General features: G+C 68.2%; 28 protein-coding genes. All 28 read left to right on the top strand.

What is annotated here, in order from left to right; all coding sequences use genetic code 11:
• The first annotated feature begins 25 nt into the window (after window positions 1-25).
• The 28 genes from DEI86_RS06100 to rplO all read left to right on the top strand — a co-directional run bounded on the left by DEI86_RS06100 (window position 26) and on the right by rplO (window position 17,646).
• Window positions 26-481 carry a DUF6121 family protein gene (locus DEI86_RS06100; RefSeq protein WP_111012123.1) on the top strand — a complete coding sequence of 152 codons (456 nt, stop codon included), beginning with the start codon at window positions 26-28 and terminating at the stop codon, window positions 479-481.
• Window positions 478-735, top strand: a complete 258-nt coding sequence (locus DEI86_RS06095; protein WP_111012124.1) for a hypothetical protein — start codon at window positions 478-480, stop codon at window positions 733-735. Before DEI86_RS06100 ends, DEI86_RS06095 begins: the two co-directional genes overlap by 4 nt.
• Before the next feature lie 285 nt (window positions 736-1,020).
• Window positions 1,021-1,389, top strand: coding sequence for a 30S ribosomal protein S12 (rpsL, locus tag DEI86_RS06090; protein ID WP_111009864.1), 369 nt, complete (start codon window positions 1,021-1,023; stop codon window positions 1,387-1,389).
• Window positions 1,390-1,394: 5 nt separating this feature from the next.
• Window positions 1,395-1,865, top strand: a complete 471-nt coding sequence (rpsG, locus tag DEI86_RS06085; protein WP_111009862.1) for a 30S ribosomal protein S7 — start codon at window positions 1,395-1,397, stop codon at window positions 1,863-1,865.
• 88 nt (window positions 1,866-1,953) lie between these two features.
• On the top strand, window positions 1,954-4,068 hold the full coding sequence (fusA, locus tag DEI86_RS06080; protein WP_111009860.1) for an elongation factor G: 2,115 nt from the start codon (window positions 1,954-1,956) through the stop codon (window positions 4,066-4,068).
• A 137-nt stretch (window positions 4,069-4,205) separates the two neighbouring features.
• Complete coding sequence (gene tuf / locus DEI86_RS06075) at window positions 4,206-5,396, top strand: elongation factor Tu (RefSeq protein WP_111009858.1); 1,191 nt, start codon at window positions 4,206-4,208, stop codon at window positions 5,394-5,396.
• A gap of 292 nt (window positions 5,397-5,688) precedes the next feature.
• Window positions 5,689-6,666, top strand: a complete 978-nt coding sequence (locus DEI86_RS06070; RefSeq protein ID WP_111009909.1) for a DNA topoisomerase IB — start codon at window positions 5,689-5,691, stop codon at window positions 6,664-6,666.
• A gap of 57 nt (window positions 6,667-6,723) precedes the next feature.
• Complete coding sequence (locus DEI86_RS06065) at window positions 6,724-7,536, top strand: DarT ssDNA thymidine ADP-ribosyltransferase family protein (RefSeq protein ID WP_111049040.1); 813 nt, start codon at window positions 6,724-6,726, stop codon at window positions 7,534-7,536.
• A gap of 524 nt (window positions 7,537-8,060) precedes the next feature.
• Window positions 8,061-8,369: a 30S ribosomal protein S10 gene (gene rpsJ, locus DEI86_RS06060; protein ID WP_111009854.1), complete on the top strand. Its 309-nt coding sequence runs from the start codon at window positions 8,061-8,063 to the stop codon at window positions 8,367-8,369.
• 13 nt (window positions 8,370-8,382) lie between these two features.
• Window positions 8,383-9,036, top strand: a complete 654-nt coding sequence (rplC, locus tag DEI86_RS06055) for a 50S ribosomal protein L3 (protein ID WP_111009852.1) — start codon at window positions 8,383-8,385, stop codon at window positions 9,034-9,036.
• A gap of 2 nt (window positions 9,037-9,038) precedes the next feature.
• Window positions 9,039-9,698, top strand: a complete 660-nt coding sequence (gene rplD / locus DEI86_RS06050) for a 50S ribosomal protein L4 (protein ID WP_111012127.1) — start codon at window positions 9,039-9,041, stop codon at window positions 9,696-9,698.
• Complete coding sequence (gene rplW / locus DEI86_RS06045; RefSeq protein ID WP_111009849.1) at window positions 9,695-9,994, top strand: 50S ribosomal protein L23; 300 nt, start codon at window positions 9,695-9,697, stop codon at window positions 9,992-9,994. Before rplD ends, rplW begins: the two co-directional genes overlap by 4 nt.
• 19 nt (window positions 9,995-10,013) lie before the next feature.
• Window positions 10,014-10,853 (top strand): 50S ribosomal protein L2, encoded by an 840-nt coding sequence (gene rplB, locus DEI86_RS06040; RefSeq protein WP_111009847.1) that lies wholly within the window; start codon window positions 10,014-10,016, stop codon window positions 10,851-10,853.
• Between the two features lie 12 nt (window positions 10,854-10,865).
• A complete protein-coding gene (rpsS, locus tag DEI86_RS06035; RefSeq protein ID WP_111009845.1) occupies window positions 10,866-11,147 on the top strand; it encodes a 30S ribosomal protein S19 in 282 nt (93 codons plus the stop codon).
• Between the two features lie 26 nt (window positions 11,148-11,173).
• Complete coding sequence (gene rplV / locus DEI86_RS06030; RefSeq protein ID WP_111009843.1) at window positions 11,174-11,566, top strand: 50S ribosomal protein L22; 393 nt, start codon at window positions 11,174-11,176, stop codon at window positions 11,564-11,566.
• Window positions 11,566-12,366, top strand: a complete 801-nt coding sequence (gene rpsC / locus DEI86_RS06025) for a 30S ribosomal protein S3 (protein WP_111009841.1) — start codon at window positions 11,566-11,568, stop codon at window positions 12,364-12,366. The genes rplV and rpsC overlap by 1 nt, the downstream gene beginning before the upstream one ends.
• Window positions 12,367-12,368: 2 nt before the next feature.
• Window positions 12,369-12,788 carry a 50S ribosomal protein L16 gene (gene rplP, locus DEI86_RS06020; RefSeq protein WP_111009840.1) on the top strand — a complete coding sequence of 140 codons (420 nt, stop codon included), beginning with the start codon at window positions 12,369-12,371 and terminating at the stop codon, window positions 12,786-12,788.
• Entirely contained in the window at window positions 12,788-13,126 is a 339-nt protein-coding gene (gene rpmC, locus DEI86_RS16960; protein WP_111009839.1) for a 50S ribosomal protein L29, read from the top strand. Before rplP ends, rpmC begins: the two co-directional genes overlap by 1 nt.
• Window positions 13,126-13,422, top strand: a complete 297-nt coding sequence (gene rpsQ / locus DEI86_RS06010) for a 30S ribosomal protein S17 (protein WP_111012128.1) — start codon at window positions 13,126-13,128, stop codon at window positions 13,420-13,422. Before rpmC ends, rpsQ begins: the two co-directional genes overlap by 1 nt.
• Window positions 13,423-13,456: 34 nt before the next feature.
• Complete coding sequence (rplN, locus tag DEI86_RS06005; protein WP_066517778.1) at window positions 13,457-13,825, top strand: 50S ribosomal protein L14; 369 nt, start codon at window positions 13,457-13,459, stop codon at window positions 13,823-13,825.
• 2 nt (window positions 13,826-13,827) lie between these two features.
• The gene (rplX, locus tag DEI86_RS06000) at window positions 13,828-14,187 is read left to right on the top strand and encodes a 50S ribosomal protein L24 (protein ID WP_111009837.1); all 360 of its coding nucleotides are present in this window, start codon (window positions 13,828-13,830) and stop codon (window positions 14,185-14,187) included.
• Complete coding sequence (rplE, locus tag DEI86_RS05995; protein ID WP_111049039.1) at window positions 14,187-14,792, top strand: 50S ribosomal protein L5; 606 nt, start codon at window positions 14,187-14,189, stop codon at window positions 14,790-14,792. The genes rplX and rplE overlap by 1 nt, the downstream gene beginning before the upstream one ends.
• A 152-nt stretch (window positions 14,793-14,944) precedes the next feature.
• Window positions 14,945-15,343 (top strand): 30S ribosomal protein S8, encoded by a 399-nt coding sequence (rpsH, locus tag DEI86_RS05990; RefSeq protein ID WP_111009835.1) that lies wholly within the window; start codon window positions 14,945-14,947, stop codon window positions 15,341-15,343.
• 6 nt (window positions 15,344-15,349) lie between these two features.
• Window positions 15,350-15,886 carry a 50S ribosomal protein L6 gene (gene rplF / locus DEI86_RS05985; protein ID WP_111009834.1) on the top strand — a complete coding sequence of 179 codons (537 nt, stop codon included), beginning with the start codon at window positions 15,350-15,352 and terminating at the stop codon, window positions 15,884-15,886.
• A gap of 2 nt (window positions 15,887-15,888) precedes the next feature.
• A complete protein-coding gene (gene rplR / locus DEI86_RS05980) occupies window positions 15,889-16,260 on the top strand; it encodes a 50S ribosomal protein L18 (protein WP_111012131.1) in 372 nt (123 codons plus the stop codon).
• Complete coding sequence (gene rpsE, locus DEI86_RS05975) at window positions 16,257-16,970, top strand: 30S ribosomal protein S5 (protein WP_111009832.1); 714 nt, start codon at window positions 16,257-16,259, stop codon at window positions 16,968-16,970. Before rplR ends, rpsE begins: the two co-directional genes overlap by 4 nt.
• Window positions 16,970-17,158 carry a 50S ribosomal protein L30 gene (gene rpmD / locus DEI86_RS05970; protein WP_111009831.1) on the top strand — a complete coding sequence of 63 codons (189 nt, stop codon included), beginning with the start codon at window positions 16,970-16,972 and terminating at the stop codon, window positions 17,156-17,158. The genes rpsE and rpmD overlap by 1 nt, the downstream gene beginning before the upstream one ends.
• Entirely contained in the window at window positions 17,155-17,646 is a 492-nt protein-coding gene (gene rplO, locus DEI86_RS05965) for a 50S ribosomal protein L15 (protein ID WP_111009830.1), read from the top strand. Before rpmD ends, rplO begins: the two co-directional genes overlap by 4 nt.
• The last annotated feature ends 76 nt before the right edge of the window (window positions 17,647-17,722 follow it).

Raw genomic sequence — 17,722 nt, 5'->3', positions numbered from 1 at the left:
TCGCCCCCGGCACTACGCTCGTCCCATGTCCCGGTGGCTCCTCGCGACGATGACGACGGTGCTGTTCTTCGCGCTCGTCATCGCGGTCACGGGGTTCGAGAGCCTGTTCTCCGGCCTCGAGGTCATCCGCCAACCCGACGCCACCCCGTACCTCGGCCCGGCGATGGTGACGGGCGTCGCGATCGTGGTGTTCGCAGGCACGGCGGTGGGCGCGCGGAGCGGCAGTCCGGCGATGTCCGGGCTGGTGTGTGCGGCCACGGCGTACCTCGTCATGCTCGGCGTCGGGTCGGTCGGCTACGCGTTGGTCCACGGTGACGCCGCGCAGCTCGTGGTGTTCCCCGCCGGCTACGCGCTCGGCCCCTTCGTCGTGGGCACGGTCGTCATCGCGCTCGTGGTCGTGATCGCGGCGGTGCTCCTGGCCCGCCACGAGGACCGCCGCCGGCAGGAGGGCGGGCCCGGCCTCGGTACCGGGCGGTCGTGACGACCGAGGAGGCCGACGACGCCGCCCACACCGTCCCTCCCGTCCCGGTTCCCGGTGCCATGACGGCCGCTCCGGTCGGCCTCGCCCGGGAGCGCTCGTTCTCGGCAACGTTCGCGAGTCCGGCCGGACCGGGCATCGCGAGTGCGTGTCCGGTCGCGTTCCCCGCGGACGGTGTCGTCACGGGCTGCACGAACGCGGGAGCGGTGTGCCGACCGACTGTGACGAACGGCACCGACGCGGGCACGGCCTCCTGAGCGGGATTGACCGCCTCTGTCACGCCGAGTAATCTTGTTCCGGTGTGCGCCGACAGCGGCGTGCCCGGAAGTCCGAACGCTCACGGAGCGGTACAGGACATGTCCGTCCCAGGCGGTACCGCGAGAGCGGTCGCCCGCCGTGGTCCGACGTTGGAATCGTCGGCCCGGTGTCGGGGTTGTACGGGGAGCGACACGGATCACCGTGTCGGGCGCCGTCCGGCCGCGGGACGAGGAAGCCGACGGATCACGTCGGCCAGGGAATCGAGCAGGAACCAGGAGCAGCAGTTGCCTACGATTCAGCAGCTGGTTCGCAAGGGCCGCGCGCCGAAGGTCGTCAAGACCAAGGCGCCCGCCCTCAAGGCGAACCCCCAGCAGCGTGGTGTGTGCACCCGCGTCTACACCACCACCCCGAAGAAGCCGAACTCGGCACTGCGCAAGGTCGCTCGTGTCAAGCTCTCGAACGGCACCGAGGTCACCGCGTACATCCCCGGTGAGGGCCACAACCTCCAGGAGCACTCGATGGTGCTCGTCCGTGGTGGTCGTGTGAAGGACCTCCCCGGTGTCCGCTACAAGATCGTCCGTGGTGCGCTCGACACCCAGGCCGTCAAGAACCGTAAGCAGGCCCGCAGCCGCTACGGCGCGAAGAAGGGTTGAGATAGATGCCTCGTAAGGGACCCGCCCCCAAGCGCCCCGTCGTCGCCGATCCGGTCTACGGCGCTCCGGTCGTCAGCCAGCTCGTCAACAAGATCCTGCTCGACGGCAAGAAGGGCCTCGCCGAGCGCATCGTCTACGGTGCACTCGAAGGCGTCGCCGCCAAGAACCAGCAGGACGCCGTCGCGACGCTCAAGAAGGCCCTCGACAACGTCCGTCCGACCCTCGAGGTCCGCAGCCGCCGCGTCGGTGGTTCGACCTACCAGGTGCCGGTCGAGGTCAAGCCGCACCGTGCGAACACGCTCGCGCTCCGCTGGCTCACCTCGTACGCCAAGGCCCGTCGCGAGAAGACGATGACCGAGCGTCTCATGAACGAGATCCTCGACGCGTCGAACGGTCTGGGTGCCGCGGTCAAGCGCCGCGAGGACACCCACAAGATGGCCGAGTCGAACAAGGCCTTCGCGCACTACCGCTGGTAACACTCCCGGCCCCATCGGGGGTGCCGGCGACATGATCCCGGCGCCCCCATGGGCGCTGTCGACTCCCACAACTACTCGGAGGAACCCTGTGGCACAGGACGTGCTCACCGACCTGAACAAGGTCCGCAACATCGGCATCATGGCGCACATCGATGCCGGCAAGACCACCACCACCGAGCGCATCCTGTTCTACACGGGCATCACCCACAAGATCGGGGAGGTCCACGACGGGGCCGCCACGATGGACTGGATGGCGCAGGAGCAGGAGCGCGGCATCACGATCACGTCGGCCGCGACGACGTGCTTCTGGAACAAGAACCAGATCAACATCATCGACACGCCTGGTCACGTCGACTTCACCGTCGAGGTGGAGCGTTCGCTCCGCGTCCTCGACGGCGCCGTCGCCGTGTTCGACGGCAAGGAGGGCGTCGAGCCCCAGTCGGAGACCGTCTGGCGTCAGGCCGACAAGTACGACGTGCCCCGCATCTGCTTCGTCAACAAGATGGACAAGCTCGGCGCGGACTTCTACTTCACGGTGGACACGATCATCAACCGCCTCGGCGCGGAGCCGCTCGTGATCCAGCTCCCGATCGGTGCCGAGAGCACCTTCGAGGGTGTCGTGGACCTCGTCGAGATGCGGGCGCTCACCTGGCGCGGTGACGCCAAGGGTGACGTCCAGATGGGCGCGCACTACGAGATCGAGGAGATCCCGGCCGACCTCAAGGACAAGGCCGACGAGTACCGCGCGAAGCTGATCGAGCGCGTCGCCGAGACCGACGACGCCCTGCTCGAGAAGTACTTCGGTGGCGAGGACCTCTCCGTCGACGAGATCAAGGGCGCCATCCGCAAGCTCACGGTCAACAGCGAGGTCTACCCGGTCCTCTGTGGTTCGGCGTTCAAGAACCGCGGTGTGCAGCCGATGCTCGACGCGGTCATCGACTACCTGCCGAGCCCGCTCGACGTCCCGGCGGTCGAGGGCCACGACGTGAAGAACGAGGAGACCATCCTCACCCGTCACGCCGACTCGACCGAGCCCTTCTCCGCCCTCGCGTTCAAGGTCGCGGTGCACCCGTTCTTCGGTCGCCTCACCTACGTCCGCGTGTACTCGGGCTCCATCGAGTCCGGGTCGCAGGTCATCAACTCGACAAAGGGCAAGAAGGAGCGCATCGGCAAGATCTTCCAGATGCACTCCAACAAGGAGAACCCGGTCGACAGCGTGACCGCGGGCCACATCTACGCGGTGATCGGCCTCAAGGACACGACGACCGGTGACACCCTGTGCGACCCGGACAACCAGATCGTCCTCGAGTCGATGACGTTCCCGGAGCCGGTCATCGAGGTCGCGATCGAGCCGAAGACCAAGCAGGACCAGGAGAAGCTCTCCACCGCCATCCAGAAGCTGGCGGAGGAGGACCCGACGTTCCGGGTCGAGCTCAACGCGGAGACCGGTCAGACGGTCATCAAGGGCATGGGCGAGCTCCACCTCGACATCCTCGTCGACCGCATGAAGCGCGAGTTCAAGGTCGAGGCGAACGTCGGCAAGCCGCAGGTCGCGTACCGCGAGACCCTGCGCAAGCCGGTCGAGCGGTACGACTACACCCACAAGAAGCAGACCGGTGGTTCCGGCCAGTTCGCGAAGGTGCAGATCGCGCTCGAGCCGATGGAGGTCACGGCCGAGAAGGTCTACGAGTTCGAGAACAAGGTCACGGGTGGCCGCGTTCCGCGCGAGTACATCCCCTCGGTCGACGCCGGCATCCAGGACGCCATGCAGGTCGGCATCCTCGCGGGCTTTCCGACGGTCGGCGTCAAGGCGACCCTCCTCGACGGTGCGGCGCACGACGTCGACTCGTCCGAGATGGCGTTCAAGATCGCCGGTTCGATGGCCTACAAGGAGGCTGCGCGCAAGGCGAACCCCGTCCTGCTCGAGCCGCTCATGGCCGTCGAGGTCCGCACCCCCGAGGAGTACATGGGCGACGTCATCGGCGACCTGAACTCCCGTCGTGGGCAGATCTCGTCGATGGAAGACGCCTCGGGCGTCAAGGTGGTCCGCGCGAGCGTGCCGCTGTCCGAGATGTTCGGCTACGTCGGCGACCTCCGGTCGAAGACGTCGGGCCGCGCCGTCTACTCGATGGTGTTCGACTCCTACGCCGAGGTCCCCCGGGCCGTGGCGGACGAGATCGTGCAGAAGAGCAAGGGGGAGTGACGCCCTCGGCGTGACTCCCCAGGCGAGGGGGTCGGCAGCGGCCCCCTCGCCACCAAGTACAGTAGTTCCACACCAACACGCAGCGCCGCCGGACGTGAACCGGGGGTCCTGCATCCGAGTCCTGAGGAGGACCCACAGTGGCTAAGGCCAAGTTCGAGCGGACCAAGCCGCACGTCAACATCGGAACCATCGGGCACGTCGACCACGGCAAGACGACGCTCACCGCGGCGATCACCAAGGTCCTGCACGACAAGTACCCGGAGCTGAACACGGCCTCGGCGTTCGACCAGATCGACAACGCGCCTGAGGAGAAGCAGCGCGGTATCACGATCAACATCTCGCACGTCGAGTACCAGACCGAGAAGCGCCACTACGCGCACGTCGACGCCCCGGGCCACGCGGACTACGTGAAGAACATGATCACGGGTGCGGCGCAGATGGATGGCGCGATCCTCGTGGTCGCCGCCACCGACGGCCCGATGCCGCAGACGCGTGAGCACGTGCTGCTCGCCCGTCAGGTCGGTGTCCCCTACATCGTCGTGGCCCTCAACAAGGCCGACATGGTGGACGACGAGGAGATCCTGGAGCTCGTCGAGCTCGAGGTCCGCGAGCTCCTCTCGAGCCAGGAGTTCGACGGCGACAACGCCCCGATCGTCCGCGTCTCGGCGCTCCAGGCGCTCGAGGGTGACGAGAAGTGGGCCGCGACGGTCGCCGACCTCATGGACGCCGTCGACGAGAACGTGCCGGACCCGGTGCGCGCCACCGACCAGCCCTTCCTGATGCCGATCGAGGACGTCTTCACGATCACCGGTCGTGGCACCGTCGTCACCGGTCGTGTCGAGCGTGGCACGCTCAAGGTGAACGAGGAGGTCGAGATCGTCGGCATCCGCGCGACGCAGAAGACCACCGTCACGGGCATCGAGATGTTCCGCAAGCTGCTGGACTCCGCCGAGGCCGGTGACAACACGGGTCTGCTCCTCCGCGGCACCAAGCGCGAGGACGTCGAGCGCGGCCAGGTCGTCGTGAAGCCGGGTTCGGTCACGCCGCACACCGAGTTCTCCGCGAACGTCTACATCCTGTCGAAGGACGAGGGTGGTCGTCACAACCCGTTCTACGGGAACTACCGCCCGCAGTTCTACTTCCGCACCACGGACGTCACCGGCGTCATCACGCTGCCCGAGGGCACCGAGATGGTCATGCCCGGCGACACCACCTCCATCACGGTCGAGCTGATCCAGCCGATCGCCATGGAGGAGGGCCTCCGCTTCGCCATCCGTGAGGGTGGTCGTACGGTCGGCGCCGGTACGGTCGAGAAGATCATCAAGTAACTCCGGTTGCTGCGACAAGGGGTCGGACCTTCGGGTCCGGCCCCTTTCGTCGTTCCCGGACGGGACGTGGCGTCCCTGGGCGGGACCCGGCGTCCCTGGGCATGACGTGGCGTCCCTGGGCGGGACCCGGCGTCCCTGGGCATGACGTGGCGTCCCCGGGCGTGACGTGGCGTCCCTGGGCATGACGGGGCGGGACGAGGCAGGGCGCGACGTGCGCGAGCCCACCGTGAGCCGGGAGGACCGTGGGCACCTCGGTGGGTCATCGGCGGGGATGCCGGTGTTGACTGGTCGCATGACACGTCTGCGCCGTTCGAGGACGACGGGACGCGGATTCCACCGGGTCCGATCCGGCAAGGGGTTCTCCTACCGCGATCCGGACGGCGGTACTGTCCACGACGCCGACCTCCGCCACCGGTTCGACGAGCTGGTGATCCCGCCCGCGTGGAACGACGTGTGGATCTCGCCGTACGAGAACGGACACATCCTCGCGACGGGCATCGACGGCGCCGGTCGGCGCCAGTACATGTACCACCCGGGTTGGCGCGAGCGGATGGACAAGATCAAGTACGACCGGGCGCTCGCCCTCGCCGAGTCGCTCCCGTCCGCTCGACGGATGGTGACCATGGACCTCCGCCGACCGGACCCGGACCTCCGACGTGCGCAGGCCGCGGCCTTCCGGATGCTCGACCAGGGGTCGCTCCGGGTCGGCTCGGAGCGGTACGCGCTCGAGCACGGGAGCCACGGCCTGTCGACGCTGCTGTGTTCTCACGCGCACATCTCGGGCGACGACATCGAGCTCGGGTTCCCGGGCAAGAGCGGGCAGGAGTGGTCGTCCACCATCCACGACCACGACCTCGCGCGGGTGCTCGTGGGCATGAAGCGTCGGGGCGGGAACGCGCGACTGCTCTCGTTCCGCGACGAGCCCGGTGCCGAGTGGCGTCCGCTGTCGGCCGAGCTCATCAACGAGTACGTCAAGGAGCGCGCTGGCGACGACTTCACGGCGAAGGACTTCCGGACGCTGCACGGTACGGTCGCCGCGGCCGTGGACCTGGCGAAGACGGGCCCCCAGTCGTCCGACGCCAAGCGCAAGAAGGCGATCTCGCATGCGGTGAAGGCCGCGTCCGACGTGCTCGGCAACACCCCGACCGTGGCGCGGCAGAGCTACATCGACCCGCGCGTGATCGACGCGTACAACCACGGCGAGACGATCGATCCGGCCCGGTTGGCCTCTGCGGAGTCCGAGGTCCGCGCGCTGCTCTACCGCGACTGAATGACGTACCGTTGATGCACGTGCCGACCGTTCGGGCGTCGGCACGGAGAGGCCAGCGTGACCGACGAGTGCATCCACGGTTTCCCCGTCGAGCTCTGTGACATCTGCACCCCACGGCAGCGGGCGGAACCGGTCGTCGCACCGGCCCGCGCCCCGCGGCGTGCCCGTCCGGTCTCGCTCCGGTCGGACGGTCCGTCGGACGCGCCCCGGGCCTCCCGGAGTGCGACCCGGACCGCGGCCCCGGTGGCGGCGGAGCCCCAGGTCCGCCCGTTCGCGTCGATGCGCGCGCACCACTGGACCCATCGTGACAACCTCGCGGCCATCGTCGCCGAGGGTGCGCTGCTGGCCGCGTCGTCGGTGGTCCCTGAGTTCGACGTCAGCGCGGCGGAGGTCCGCGCGGCCCGAGCGGCCGCGGCCACCCCGGACGGCGGGTCCGTCGCGGACCACGTCGCCTTCGTGCTCACCCCGGAGGCCCTGACCTGGCAGTCGCTGCGCACCGGCGCCGAGGGCGACCGGTGGTCCGAGGCGGCACGTCGCAGTCGTCCGGTCGACTACGTCATGCTGGTCGTGCCGACCGTCGCGTTCGGGGCGTCGGTCATCGTGACGGATCTCGACGCGGAGGACCCCGCGGCGCGCTCGGCCGTCGGCCCGGAGGCCGCGGGCACCCTGCTCCGACGCGCTTCGCTCCAGGACCCCGAGTTGCAGCGCGTCGAGCTGCTGGCGGGTCCGCGTGTGCCGTTCTCGGCCGTCGCGGTCGTCGGCGTGCCGAACGACCGCGTCCGCGACGACGTCCGCTCGGTCCTGGCGGAGGCCGGCGGCCACGCCCCGCGTGTCGCGGTGTTCCCGCCCTGGTTCCGTCCGACGGTCTGACGTCGGCGGGCGGTCGCCGGACTCCCGACGGGAGGCCCGTCACCAGGTCGCCCCGGACCGCCCGTCCGCCGCTCCTCGAGCCCCGCAACGGCGTGGATCGCACGCGACACGCCCGGGTTGCACGAGTGCGGAGGACATGCGAGACTTGTCCGGTTCCAAATTCCGCGGACACACGTGTCCGCCGGGTCACTGCCCAGGCAGTGCACAGGCCCCGCCCTCCGGGTGGCTGCGCCTGGGCCGCAGGCAGCAAGAACACCACATCGACTCCACACCTGGAACGCACGGGGACACCCGTGTGCTCCGCGGAGGCGATACGGGTCCGACCGGAACGGTCGAAATCCCCCTCCTGCGGAGTGGGTTCTCGATCGGCCCGGGAGGGCAGTTGACAGGAGAACAGCGGTCATGGCCGGCGGGAGTGATCCCGACGGTGACGTGCCGGTGATCTAGGCAAACAGCCTGCCCGACGAGGCAGGCGGCGTCAGGCGGCCCACGCGGTGCGCGGCGCAGAGAGGAACGAGAGAGACATGGCGGGACAGAAGATCCGCATCCGGCTCAAGTCGTACGACCACGAGGTCATCGACACGTCGGCCCGGAAGATCGTCGACACGGTGACCCGTGCCGGTGCGACCGTGGTCGGCCCGGTGCCGCTCCCCACCGAGAAGAACGTGGTCGTCGTGATCCGTTCTCCCCACAAGTACAAGGACTCGCGCGAGCACTTCGAGAAGCGCACGCACAAGCGGGTCATCGACATCATCGACCCGACGCCGAAGGCCGTCGACTCGCTCATGCGTCTCGACCTGCCCGCCGACGTCAACATCGAGATCAAGCTGTAAGGGGGCGACAACGATGGCCATCGCAACCAAGACCGTCAAGGGCCTGCTCGGCAAGAAGCTCGGCATGACCCAGGTGTGGGACGAGAACAACAAGCTCATCCCCGTCACCGTCGTCGAGATCACCCCGAACGTCGTGACCCAGATCCGCACCGCCGAGAAGGACGGCTACCAGGCCGTCCAGATCGCCGCTGGCGCGATCGACCCCCGCAAGGTCAACAAGCCCTCCGCCGGGCACTTCGAGGCCGCCGGTGTCACGCCGCGCCGCCACCTCACCGAGATCCGCACCGCTGACGCCGGCGAGTACGCGCTCGGCCAGGAGCTCGCCGTCGATATGTTCGAGGCCGGCCAGAAGGTCGACGTCGTCGGCACCAGCAAGGGCAAGGGCTTCGCCGGTGTCATGAAGCGCCACAACTTCAAGGGTGTCTCCGCCTCGCACGGTGCGCACCGCAACCACCGCAAGCCCGGTTCGATCGGTGCTTCGTCGACCCCGTCGCGCGTCTTCAAGGGCATGCGCATGGCCGGTCGCATGGGTGGGGAGCGCGTCACCGTCCTCAACCTCACGGTGCACGCCGTGGACGCCGAGAAGAACCTGCTGCTCGTCAAGGGCGCGGTCCCCGGTGCTCGCGGTCGCATCGTCTTCGTCCGCACCGCCGTGAAGGGTAAGTGAGCATGGCCACCACGACTGCAACCACGATCGACGTGCTCGACGCGTCGGGCGCCCAGGCCGGCACGGTCGAGCTCCCCGCCGAGATCTTCGACGTCGAGACCAACGTCCCGCTGATCCACCAGGTCGTCGTCGCGCAGCTCGCCGCCGCGCGTCAGGGCACCCACAAGACCAAGCGCCGCGGCGAGGTCTCCGGTGCCGGCCGCAAGCCCTTCAAGCAGAAGGGCACCGGCCGCGCGCGTCAGGGCTCGATCCGCGCCCCGCAGATGACCGGCGGTGGCATCGTCCACGGACCCGTGCCGCGCGACTACGCGCAGCGCACCCCCAAGAAGATGATCGCCAAGGCGCTGCTCGGTTCGCTCTCGGACCGCGCTCGCGGTGGGCGGATCCACGCGGTCGAGGCCTTCCTCGACGCCGAGGTCCCCTCGACCAAGAGCGTCCGCACGCTCCTCGAGAAGATCGCCCCGTCGAAGCACGTCCTCGTCGTGCTCGAGTCGACGGACGAGGTCGCGCTCAAGAGCGTCCGGAACCTGCCCAACGTCCACGCGCTCACGTACGGCCAGCTGAACGCCTACGACGTCCTCGTGAGCGACGACGTGGTCTTCAGCAAGAGCGCCCTCGACGCCTTCGTCGCGTCGAAGACCGCGAAGGAGAACAACGCATGAGCGGCTTCAACAAGGACCCGCGCGACATCATCATCGCGCCGGTCGTGTCGGAGAAGAGCTACGGCCTCATCGACCAGGGCAAGTACACGTTCCTCGTGGACCCGCGCGCGAACAAGACCGAGATCAAGCTCGCCATCGAGAAGATCTTCGACGTCAAGGTCGCGGGCATCAACACCCTGAACCGTCCGGGCAAGACCCGTCGTACGCGGTTCGGCATCGGCAAGCGCAAGGACACCAAGCGCGCCATCGTCACGCTCAAGTCCGGTTCGATCGACATCTTCACGGCTGTCGGCTGAGGACCGGAAGGGATACATCATGGCTATTCGTAACTACAAGCCCACGACCCCGGGTCGTCGCGGCTCCTCCGTCGCCGACTTCGCCGAGATCACGCGTTCGACCCCGGAGAAGTCGCTCCTGCGTCCGCTCCCGAAGACCGGTGGCCGCAACAGCTCCGGCCGGATCACGACGCGTCACATCGGTGGTGGCCACAAGCGCCAGTACCGGGTCATCGACTTCCGTCGGAACGACAAGGACGGCGTCGACGCCAAGGTCGCGCACATCGAGTACGACCCGAACCGCACCGCGCGCATCGCGCTGCTGCACTTCGTGGACGGCACCAAGCGCTACATCCTCGCGCCGAACCGCCTGAAGCAGGGCGACGTCGTCGAGTCGGGTGCCGGCGCCGACATCAAGCCGGGCAACAACCTGCCGCTCCGCAACATCCCCGTCGGTACGGTCGTGCACGCGATCGAGCTCCGTCCGGGTGGCGGCGCCAAGCTCGCCCGTTCCGCGGGTGCCTCGGTGCGCCTCGTGGCGAAGGACGGCCCCTACGCGCAGCTCCGCCTGCCGTCGGGCGAGGTCCGCAACGTCGACGCGCGCTGCCGCGCGACGATCGGCGAGGTCGGCAACGCCGAGCAGTCGAACATCAACTGGGGTAAGGCCGGCCGCATGCGCTGGAAGGGCGTCCGCCCGACCGTGCGTGGTGTCGCGATGAACCCGATCGACCACCCGCACGGTGGTGGTGAGGGCAAGACCTCCGGTGGTCGCCACCCGGTCAGCCCGTGGGGCCAGCCGGAGGGCCGGACGCGCAAGCCGAACAAGCCGAGCGACCAGCTCATCGTCCGTCGCCGCACCGCCGGTAAGAAGCGCAAGTAGGAGTTGTAGAAGATGCCACGCAGTCTGAAGAAGGGCCCCTTCGTCGACGAGCACCTGCTTCGCAAGGTGGTCGTCCAGAACGAGGCCAACACGAAGAACGTGATCCGCACGTGGTCGCGTCGCTCGATGATCGTTCCGAACATGCTCGGGCACACGATCGCCGTGCACGACGGCCGCAAGCACATCCCGGTGTTCGTCACCGAGTCGATGGTCGGTCACAAGCTCGGCGAGTTCGCGCCGACCCGCACCTTCCGTGGTCACGTGAAGGACGACAAGAAGGGCCGTCGCCGCTAAGGCGGGGACGCTGAAGGAGGAACGAAATGGTGGAGTCGATCGCACGCGTGCGACACATCCGCGTCACGCCTCAGAAGGCCCGTCGCGTCATCGAGCTGATCCGCGGCAAGCAGGCCCACGAGGCCCTCGCCATCCTGAAGTTCGCCCCGCAGGGCGCTTCTGAGCCGGTCTACAAGCTGGTCGCCTCGGCGATCGCGAACGCCCGGGTCAAGGCGGACCAGACGAACAGCTTCCTCGACGAGCGCGACCTCTACGTGAGCCGCGTCTTCGTCGACGAGGGCACGACCCTGAAGCGGTTCCAGCCGCGTGCCCAGGGGCGAGCCTTCCGCATCAACAAGCGCACCAGCCACATCACGGTCGTCCTCGCGACGCCGGACGAGGTCGAGGCGGCCGCTACCAGCAAGAAGGCGAGCAAGTAATGGGCCAGAAGGTCAACCCGTACGGCTTCCGTCTCGGGATCACGACGGACCACGTGTCGCACTGGTTCTCGGACAGCACCAAGAAGGGCCAGCGGTACAGCGACTACGTCGCCGAGGACGTCCGCATCCGTCAGATGCTGACCAAGTCCCTCGACCGCGCCGGCGTCGCCCGCATCGAGCTCGAGCGCACCCGTGACCGCGTCCGCGTGGACATCCACACGGCCCGTCCTGGCATCGTCATCGGCCGCCGTGGCGCCGAGGCCGAGCGCATCCGCGGCGACCTCGAGAAGCTCACGGGCAAGCAGATCCAGCTGAACATCCTCGAGGTCAAGAACCCCGAGACCGAGGCGCAGCTCGTCGCCCAGGGCATCGCGGAGCAGCTCAGCGCTCGTGTCGCGTTCCGTCGCGCCATGCGCAAGGGCCTCCAGGGCGCCCAGCGCGCTGGCGCCAAGGGCGTCCGGATCCAGGTGTCGGGTCGTCTCGGCGGCGCCGAGATGAGCCGTTCGGAGTTCTACCGCGAGGGCCGCGTGCCCCTGCACACGCTCCGCGCCAACATCGACTACGGCTTCTACGAGGCCCGCACGACCTTCGGTCGGATCGGTGTGAAGGTCTGGATCTACAAGGGCGACATCACCAACAAGGAGCTCGCTCGCGAGCAGGCGAACCAGCGTTCGTCGCGCCCCGAGCGTCGTGACGGCGGCCGTGGCGGTCGTGGCGGCCGTGACGGCGCCCCCCGCGGCGACCGTCGCGAGCAGCAGGCTCCGCAGGAGGCGCCGGCCGGCGCAGGAGTTGAGGCGTAACCATGCTTATCCCCCGTCGAGTCAAGCACCGCAAGCAGCACCACCCCACGCGTCGCGGCCAGGCGACCGGCGGCACCAAGGTGTCGTTCGGTGACTTCGGTATCCAGGCCCTGACCCCCGCCTACGTGACGAACCGCCAGATCGAGTCCGCTCGTATCGCCATGACGCGTCACATCAAGCGTGGCGGCAAGGTGTGGATCAACATCTACCCGGACCGTCCGCTCACGAAGAAGCCCGCCGAGACCCGCATGGGTTCCGGTAAGGGTTCGCCCGAGTGGTGGGTCGCGAACGTCAAGCCGGGACGCGTGCTCTTCGAGCTCTCCGGCGTGAGCGAGGACATCGCCCGCGAGGCGATGACCCGTGCAATCCACAAGCTGCCCCTCAAGGCACGCATCATCAAGCGCGAGGAGGGCGACGCATAATGGCGATCGGTTCCAAGGAGCTCCGTCCGTCGGAGCTCGACACCTTCGAGGACGAGCGTCTCGCTGACGAGCTGAAGAAGGCCAAGGAAGAGCTGTTCAACCTGCGCTTCCAGTCGGCCACCGGCCAGCTCGAGAGCCACGGCCGCCTCCGTGCCGTCAAGCGCGACATCGCCCGCATCTACACGGTGCTGCGCGAGCGCGAGCTCGGCATCCGTGCCACCCCGACCCCGGTCGAGGCGAGCACCACCACGACCAAGAAGTCGTCCCGCAAGAAGGCCGACGCGGCCGAGGCCACGACGACCGACACCGCTGCATCGACCAGCACCGAGGAGAAGTGATGGCCACCGAGAAGCAGGCCACCGAGGTCGACGCCGCGACCACCGCGCGCGGCTACCGCAAGACGCGTCGTGGCTACGTCACGAGCGACAAGATGGACAAGACGATCGTCGTCGAGGTCGAGGACCGCGTGAAGCACCCCCTCTACGGCAAGGTCATCCGTCGCACCTCCAAGGTGAAGGCCCACGACGAGCAGGGCACCGCCGGCATCGGCGACCTGGTCCTCATCAGCGAGACCCGTCCCCTCAGCGCCACCAAGCGCTGGCGCCTGGTCGAGATCCTCGAGAAGGCCAAGTAAGCCCCCGGGCCTACTTGCGGAATAGGAGACAGCAGTGATTCAGCAGGAATCCCGCCTGAAGGTCGCCGACAACACCGGAGCCAAGGAGATCCTGGCCATCCGCGTGCTCGGTGGCTCGGGTCGTCGCTATGCCGGCCTCGGTGACGTGATCGTCGCGACCGTGAAGGACGCGATCCCGGGCGGCAACGTCAAGAAGGGTGACGTCGTCAAGGCCGTCATCGTTCGCACCAAGAAGGAGACCCGTCGTCAGGACGGCTCCTACATCAAGTTCGACGAGAACGCCGCGGTGATCCTCAAGGCGGACGGCGACCCCCGGGGCACCCGCATCTTCGGGCCGGTCGGTCGCGAGCTCCGCGACAAGAAGTTCATGAAGATCATCTCGCTGGCACCGGAGGTCATCTAGTCATGGCGAACATCAAGAAGGGCGACCTGGTCCAGGTGATCTCGGGCCCGTCGCAGGCGCGCGGTGGCGACCGCGGCAAGCAGGGCAAGGTCATCGAGGTGCTCCCCGACGAGCAGCGTGTCGTCGTCGAGGGCGTGAACTTCGTCAAGAAGCACGTCCGCGTCGGTCAGACCCAGCGCGGCTCGAAGACCGGTGGCATCGAGACCCACGAGGCCCCGATCCACGTGTCCAACGTGGCCGTGGTCGACCCGAAGACCAAGAAGCCGACCCGTGTCGGTCACCGCACCGAGACGGTCGAGAAGGACGGCGTCACCAAGACCGTCCGCGTCCGTTACGCCAAGAAGTCGGGGGAGGACCTCTGATGAGCGACACCACTACGGCGCCGGCCGAGGCCGCGTCCAGCGAGAAGGTCCAGCCGCGGCTGAAGCAGAAGTACCAGAACGAGATCGCCGCGGCGCTCACCGAGCAGTTCGGCTACACGAACGTCCACCAGGTCCCCGGCCTGGTCAAGGTCGTCGTGAACACCGGTGTCGGCGAGGCCGCTCGTGACTCGAAGGTCATCGACGGTGCGGTGCGCGACCTCACGGCCATCACCGGCCAGAAGCCGCAGGTCACGAAGGCCCGCAAGTCCATCGCGCAGTTCAAGCTGCGCGAGGGCCAGCCCATCGGCGCGCACGTCACCCTCCGCGGTGACCGCGCGTGGGAGTTCCTCGACCGCCTGCTGTCGCTGGCACTGCCCCGCATCCGCGACTTCCGCGGTCTGAGCGACCGCCAGTTCGACGGCAACGGCAACTACACCTTCGGTCTCACGGAGCAGAGCGTGTTCCACGAGATCGACCAGGACCGCATCGACCGCGTCCGTGGCTTCGACATCACCGTCGTCACCACGGCCAAGACGGACGACGAGGGCCGCGCGCTGCTCCGCCAGCTCGGTTTCCCGTTCCGTTCCAGCGAGCAGACGGTCTAAGATCGTTCGGACGGCCGGGCCGGAGGGGCGCCCCCTCCGGCCCGCCGCACGAGCACCGAGACGTCGGGGAATCGCCCTGACGTCGCCCGATCACACAGGTCGGCATCCGTGGAACGGGTGTCGAAACCGGGTGAGAACAGGATGAACCAACCATGACGATGACCGATCCGGTCGCAGACATGCTGACGAGATTGCGCAACGCGAACTCGGCGCACCACGACGCCGTCTCGCTGCCCAGCTCGAAGCTGAAGACCCACATCGCCGAGATCCTCAAGCGCGAGGGTTACATCAGCGAGTGGCGTGTGGAGGATGCCCGCGTGGGGCAGACCCTCACCATCGACCTCAAGTACGGCCCCGAGCGCGAGCGCTCCATCGCCGGCATCAAGCGCGTCTCCAAGCCCGGTCTCCGGGTCTACGCCAAGTCGACGGAGATCCCCCAGGTCCTCGGTGGCCTCGGCGTGGCGATCCTGTCGACTTCCTCGGGTCTCCTCACGGACCGCGAGGCCGAGCAGAAGGGCGTGGGTGGGGAAGTCCTCGCCTACGTGTGGTGATCGACCATGTCTCGTATCGGACGTCTTCCCATCGACATCCCCGCCGGCGTCACCGTGACGGTCGACGGCGCGAACGTCGCCGTCAAGGGGCCGAAGGGTGAGCTCGCGCTCACCGTCGCCAGCCCCATCGCGGTCGCGATCGAGGACAACCAGATCCTCGTCACCCGTCCGGACGACGAGCGCACCTCGCGCTCGCTGCACGGCCTGACCCGGACGCTGATCGCCAACCAGATCACCGGCGTGACCCAGGGCTACTCCAAGGGCCTCGAGGTCGTCGGGACCGGCTACCGCGTCCAGGCACGCGGCACGAGCGTCGAGTTCGCACTCGGCTACTCGCACCCCATCACGGTCGAGCCGCCCGCGGGCATCAGCTTCACCGTCGAGGGCAACAACCGACTCACCGTGAACGGCATCGACAAGCAGGCCGTCGGTGAGGTCGCCGCAAACATCCGCAAGCTTCGCAAGCCCGAGCCGTACAAGGGCAAGGGCGTTCGCTACGCCGGCGAGGTCGTCCGCCGCAAGGCCGGAAAGTCAGGTAAGTGATCATGGCTCTCGGAACTCGAGGAGCGAGCAAGTCGGCCGCCAAGGCGCGCCGTCACACCCGCCTCCGCAAGAAGATCACCGGCACCGAGACGCGTCCGCGTCTGGTCGTCACCCGCTCGTCGCGTCACGTGTTCGTGCAGGTCATCGACGACACCAAGGGCCACACCGTCGCCAGCGCGTCGACCATGGAGGCGGACCTCCGCAGCCTGGACGGCGACAAGACCGCGAAGTCGCGTCGCGTCGGCGAGCTCGTCGCCGAGCGCGCGAAGGCCGCGGGTGTCGAGGCGGTCGTGTTCGACCGCGGTGGCAGCAAGTACGCCGGTCGCGTCGCCGCGATCGCCGAAGGCGCCCGTGAAGGAGGGCTGAACCTGTGAGCGACACCGCGAGCAGCACCAATCAGGAAGCACCGGTCGAGAAGCCGGTCGAGACCGCAGCCGGCTCCGCGTCGGCGAACCGCGAGAACACGGGCCCCGAGCGCGGACGCCGTGGTGGGGGTCGTGACCGCCAGCAGGGTGGTCGCGGCGACCGCAACAACCGCGCCGCCGAGAGCCAGTTCCTCGAGCGCGTCGTGACGATCAACCGTGTGTCGAAGGTCGTCAAGGGCGGTCGTCGCTTCAGCTTCACCGCGCTCGTCGTGGTGGGTGACGGCAACGGACTCGTCGGCGTCGGCTACGGCAAGGCCCGCGAGGTCCCGACCGCGATCTCCAAGGGCGTCGAGGAGGCGAAGAAGAACTTCTTCCGCGTCCCGCGCGTCGGCAACACGATCCCGCACCCCGTGCAGGGTGAGGCCGCCGCTGGCGTCGTGCTCCTCCGCCCGGCCGCTGCCGGTACCGGCGTCATCGCCGGTGGTCCGGTGCGCGCCGTCCTGGAGTGCGCCGGCATCCACGACGTCCTGAGCAAGTCGCTCGGGTCGTCCAACACCATCAACATCGTGCACGCCACCGTCACGGCGCTGCAGCAGCTCGAGGAGCCCCGTGCGGTCGCCAGCCGCCGTGGCCTCGACGTCGACCGGGTCGTCCCGGGTCGTCTGCTGCGTGCCGAGGCCGCGGCCCGCACGGCTGCGACCGAGAAGGCAGGTGCCTGATGGCCGGCAAGATCAAGGTCACCCAGATCAAGTCCGTTATCAGCGAGAAGCAGTACCAGCGCGAGACCCTGCGCAGCCTGGGCCTCAAGCGCATCGGCCAGTCGGTCGAGCGTGAGGACAACGCCCAGAACCGCGGGTACGTCGCGACGGTCGCGCACCTCGTGAAGGTCGAGGAGATCAACGCATGAGCGACGAAACCCCCAAGGCCGGACAGGCCGGCAACACCGAGGGCCGCGTGCAGGTCCTCAAGGTCCACCACCTCCGTCCCGCTGCTGGCTCGAAGAAGGACCGGACCCGCGTCGGACGCGGTGAGGGCTCGAAGGGCAAGACGGCCGGACGTGGCACCAAGGGCACGAAGGCCCGCTACTCGGTCAAGGCCGGGTTCGAGGGTGGGCAGATGCCGCTGCACATGCGCACCCCGAAGCTCCGCGGGTTCAAGAACCCCTTCCGCGTGGAGTACCAGGTCGTGAACCTCGACAAGCTCGGCGAGCTCTACCCGCAGGGCGGTGACGTCACCGTGAGTGACCTCGTCGCCAAGGGTGCGGTCCGTAAGAACGAGAAGGTCAAGGTCCTCGGCCAGGGCGACATCAGCGTGGCGCTCAACATCACGGTCGACAAGGTCTCCGGCTCCGCCGAGGAGAAGATCGTGGCGGCGGGCGGCACCGTCTCCAAGTAGTACCTGACCGGCGGTCCGAGCACAGCTCGGGCCGCCGGTTCGGCATCGCTTGACGCGATCCGAGATGCTCGGGTCG

It is taken from the genome of Curtobacterium sp. MCBD17_028, from assembly GCF_003234875.1.
GTDB lineage: Bacteria > Actinomycetota > Actinomycetes > Actinomycetales > Microbacteriaceae > Curtobacterium.
Note: the sequence above shows the minus strand (reverse complement) of the source record. Positions and strands in the feature narration are given on the sequence as shown.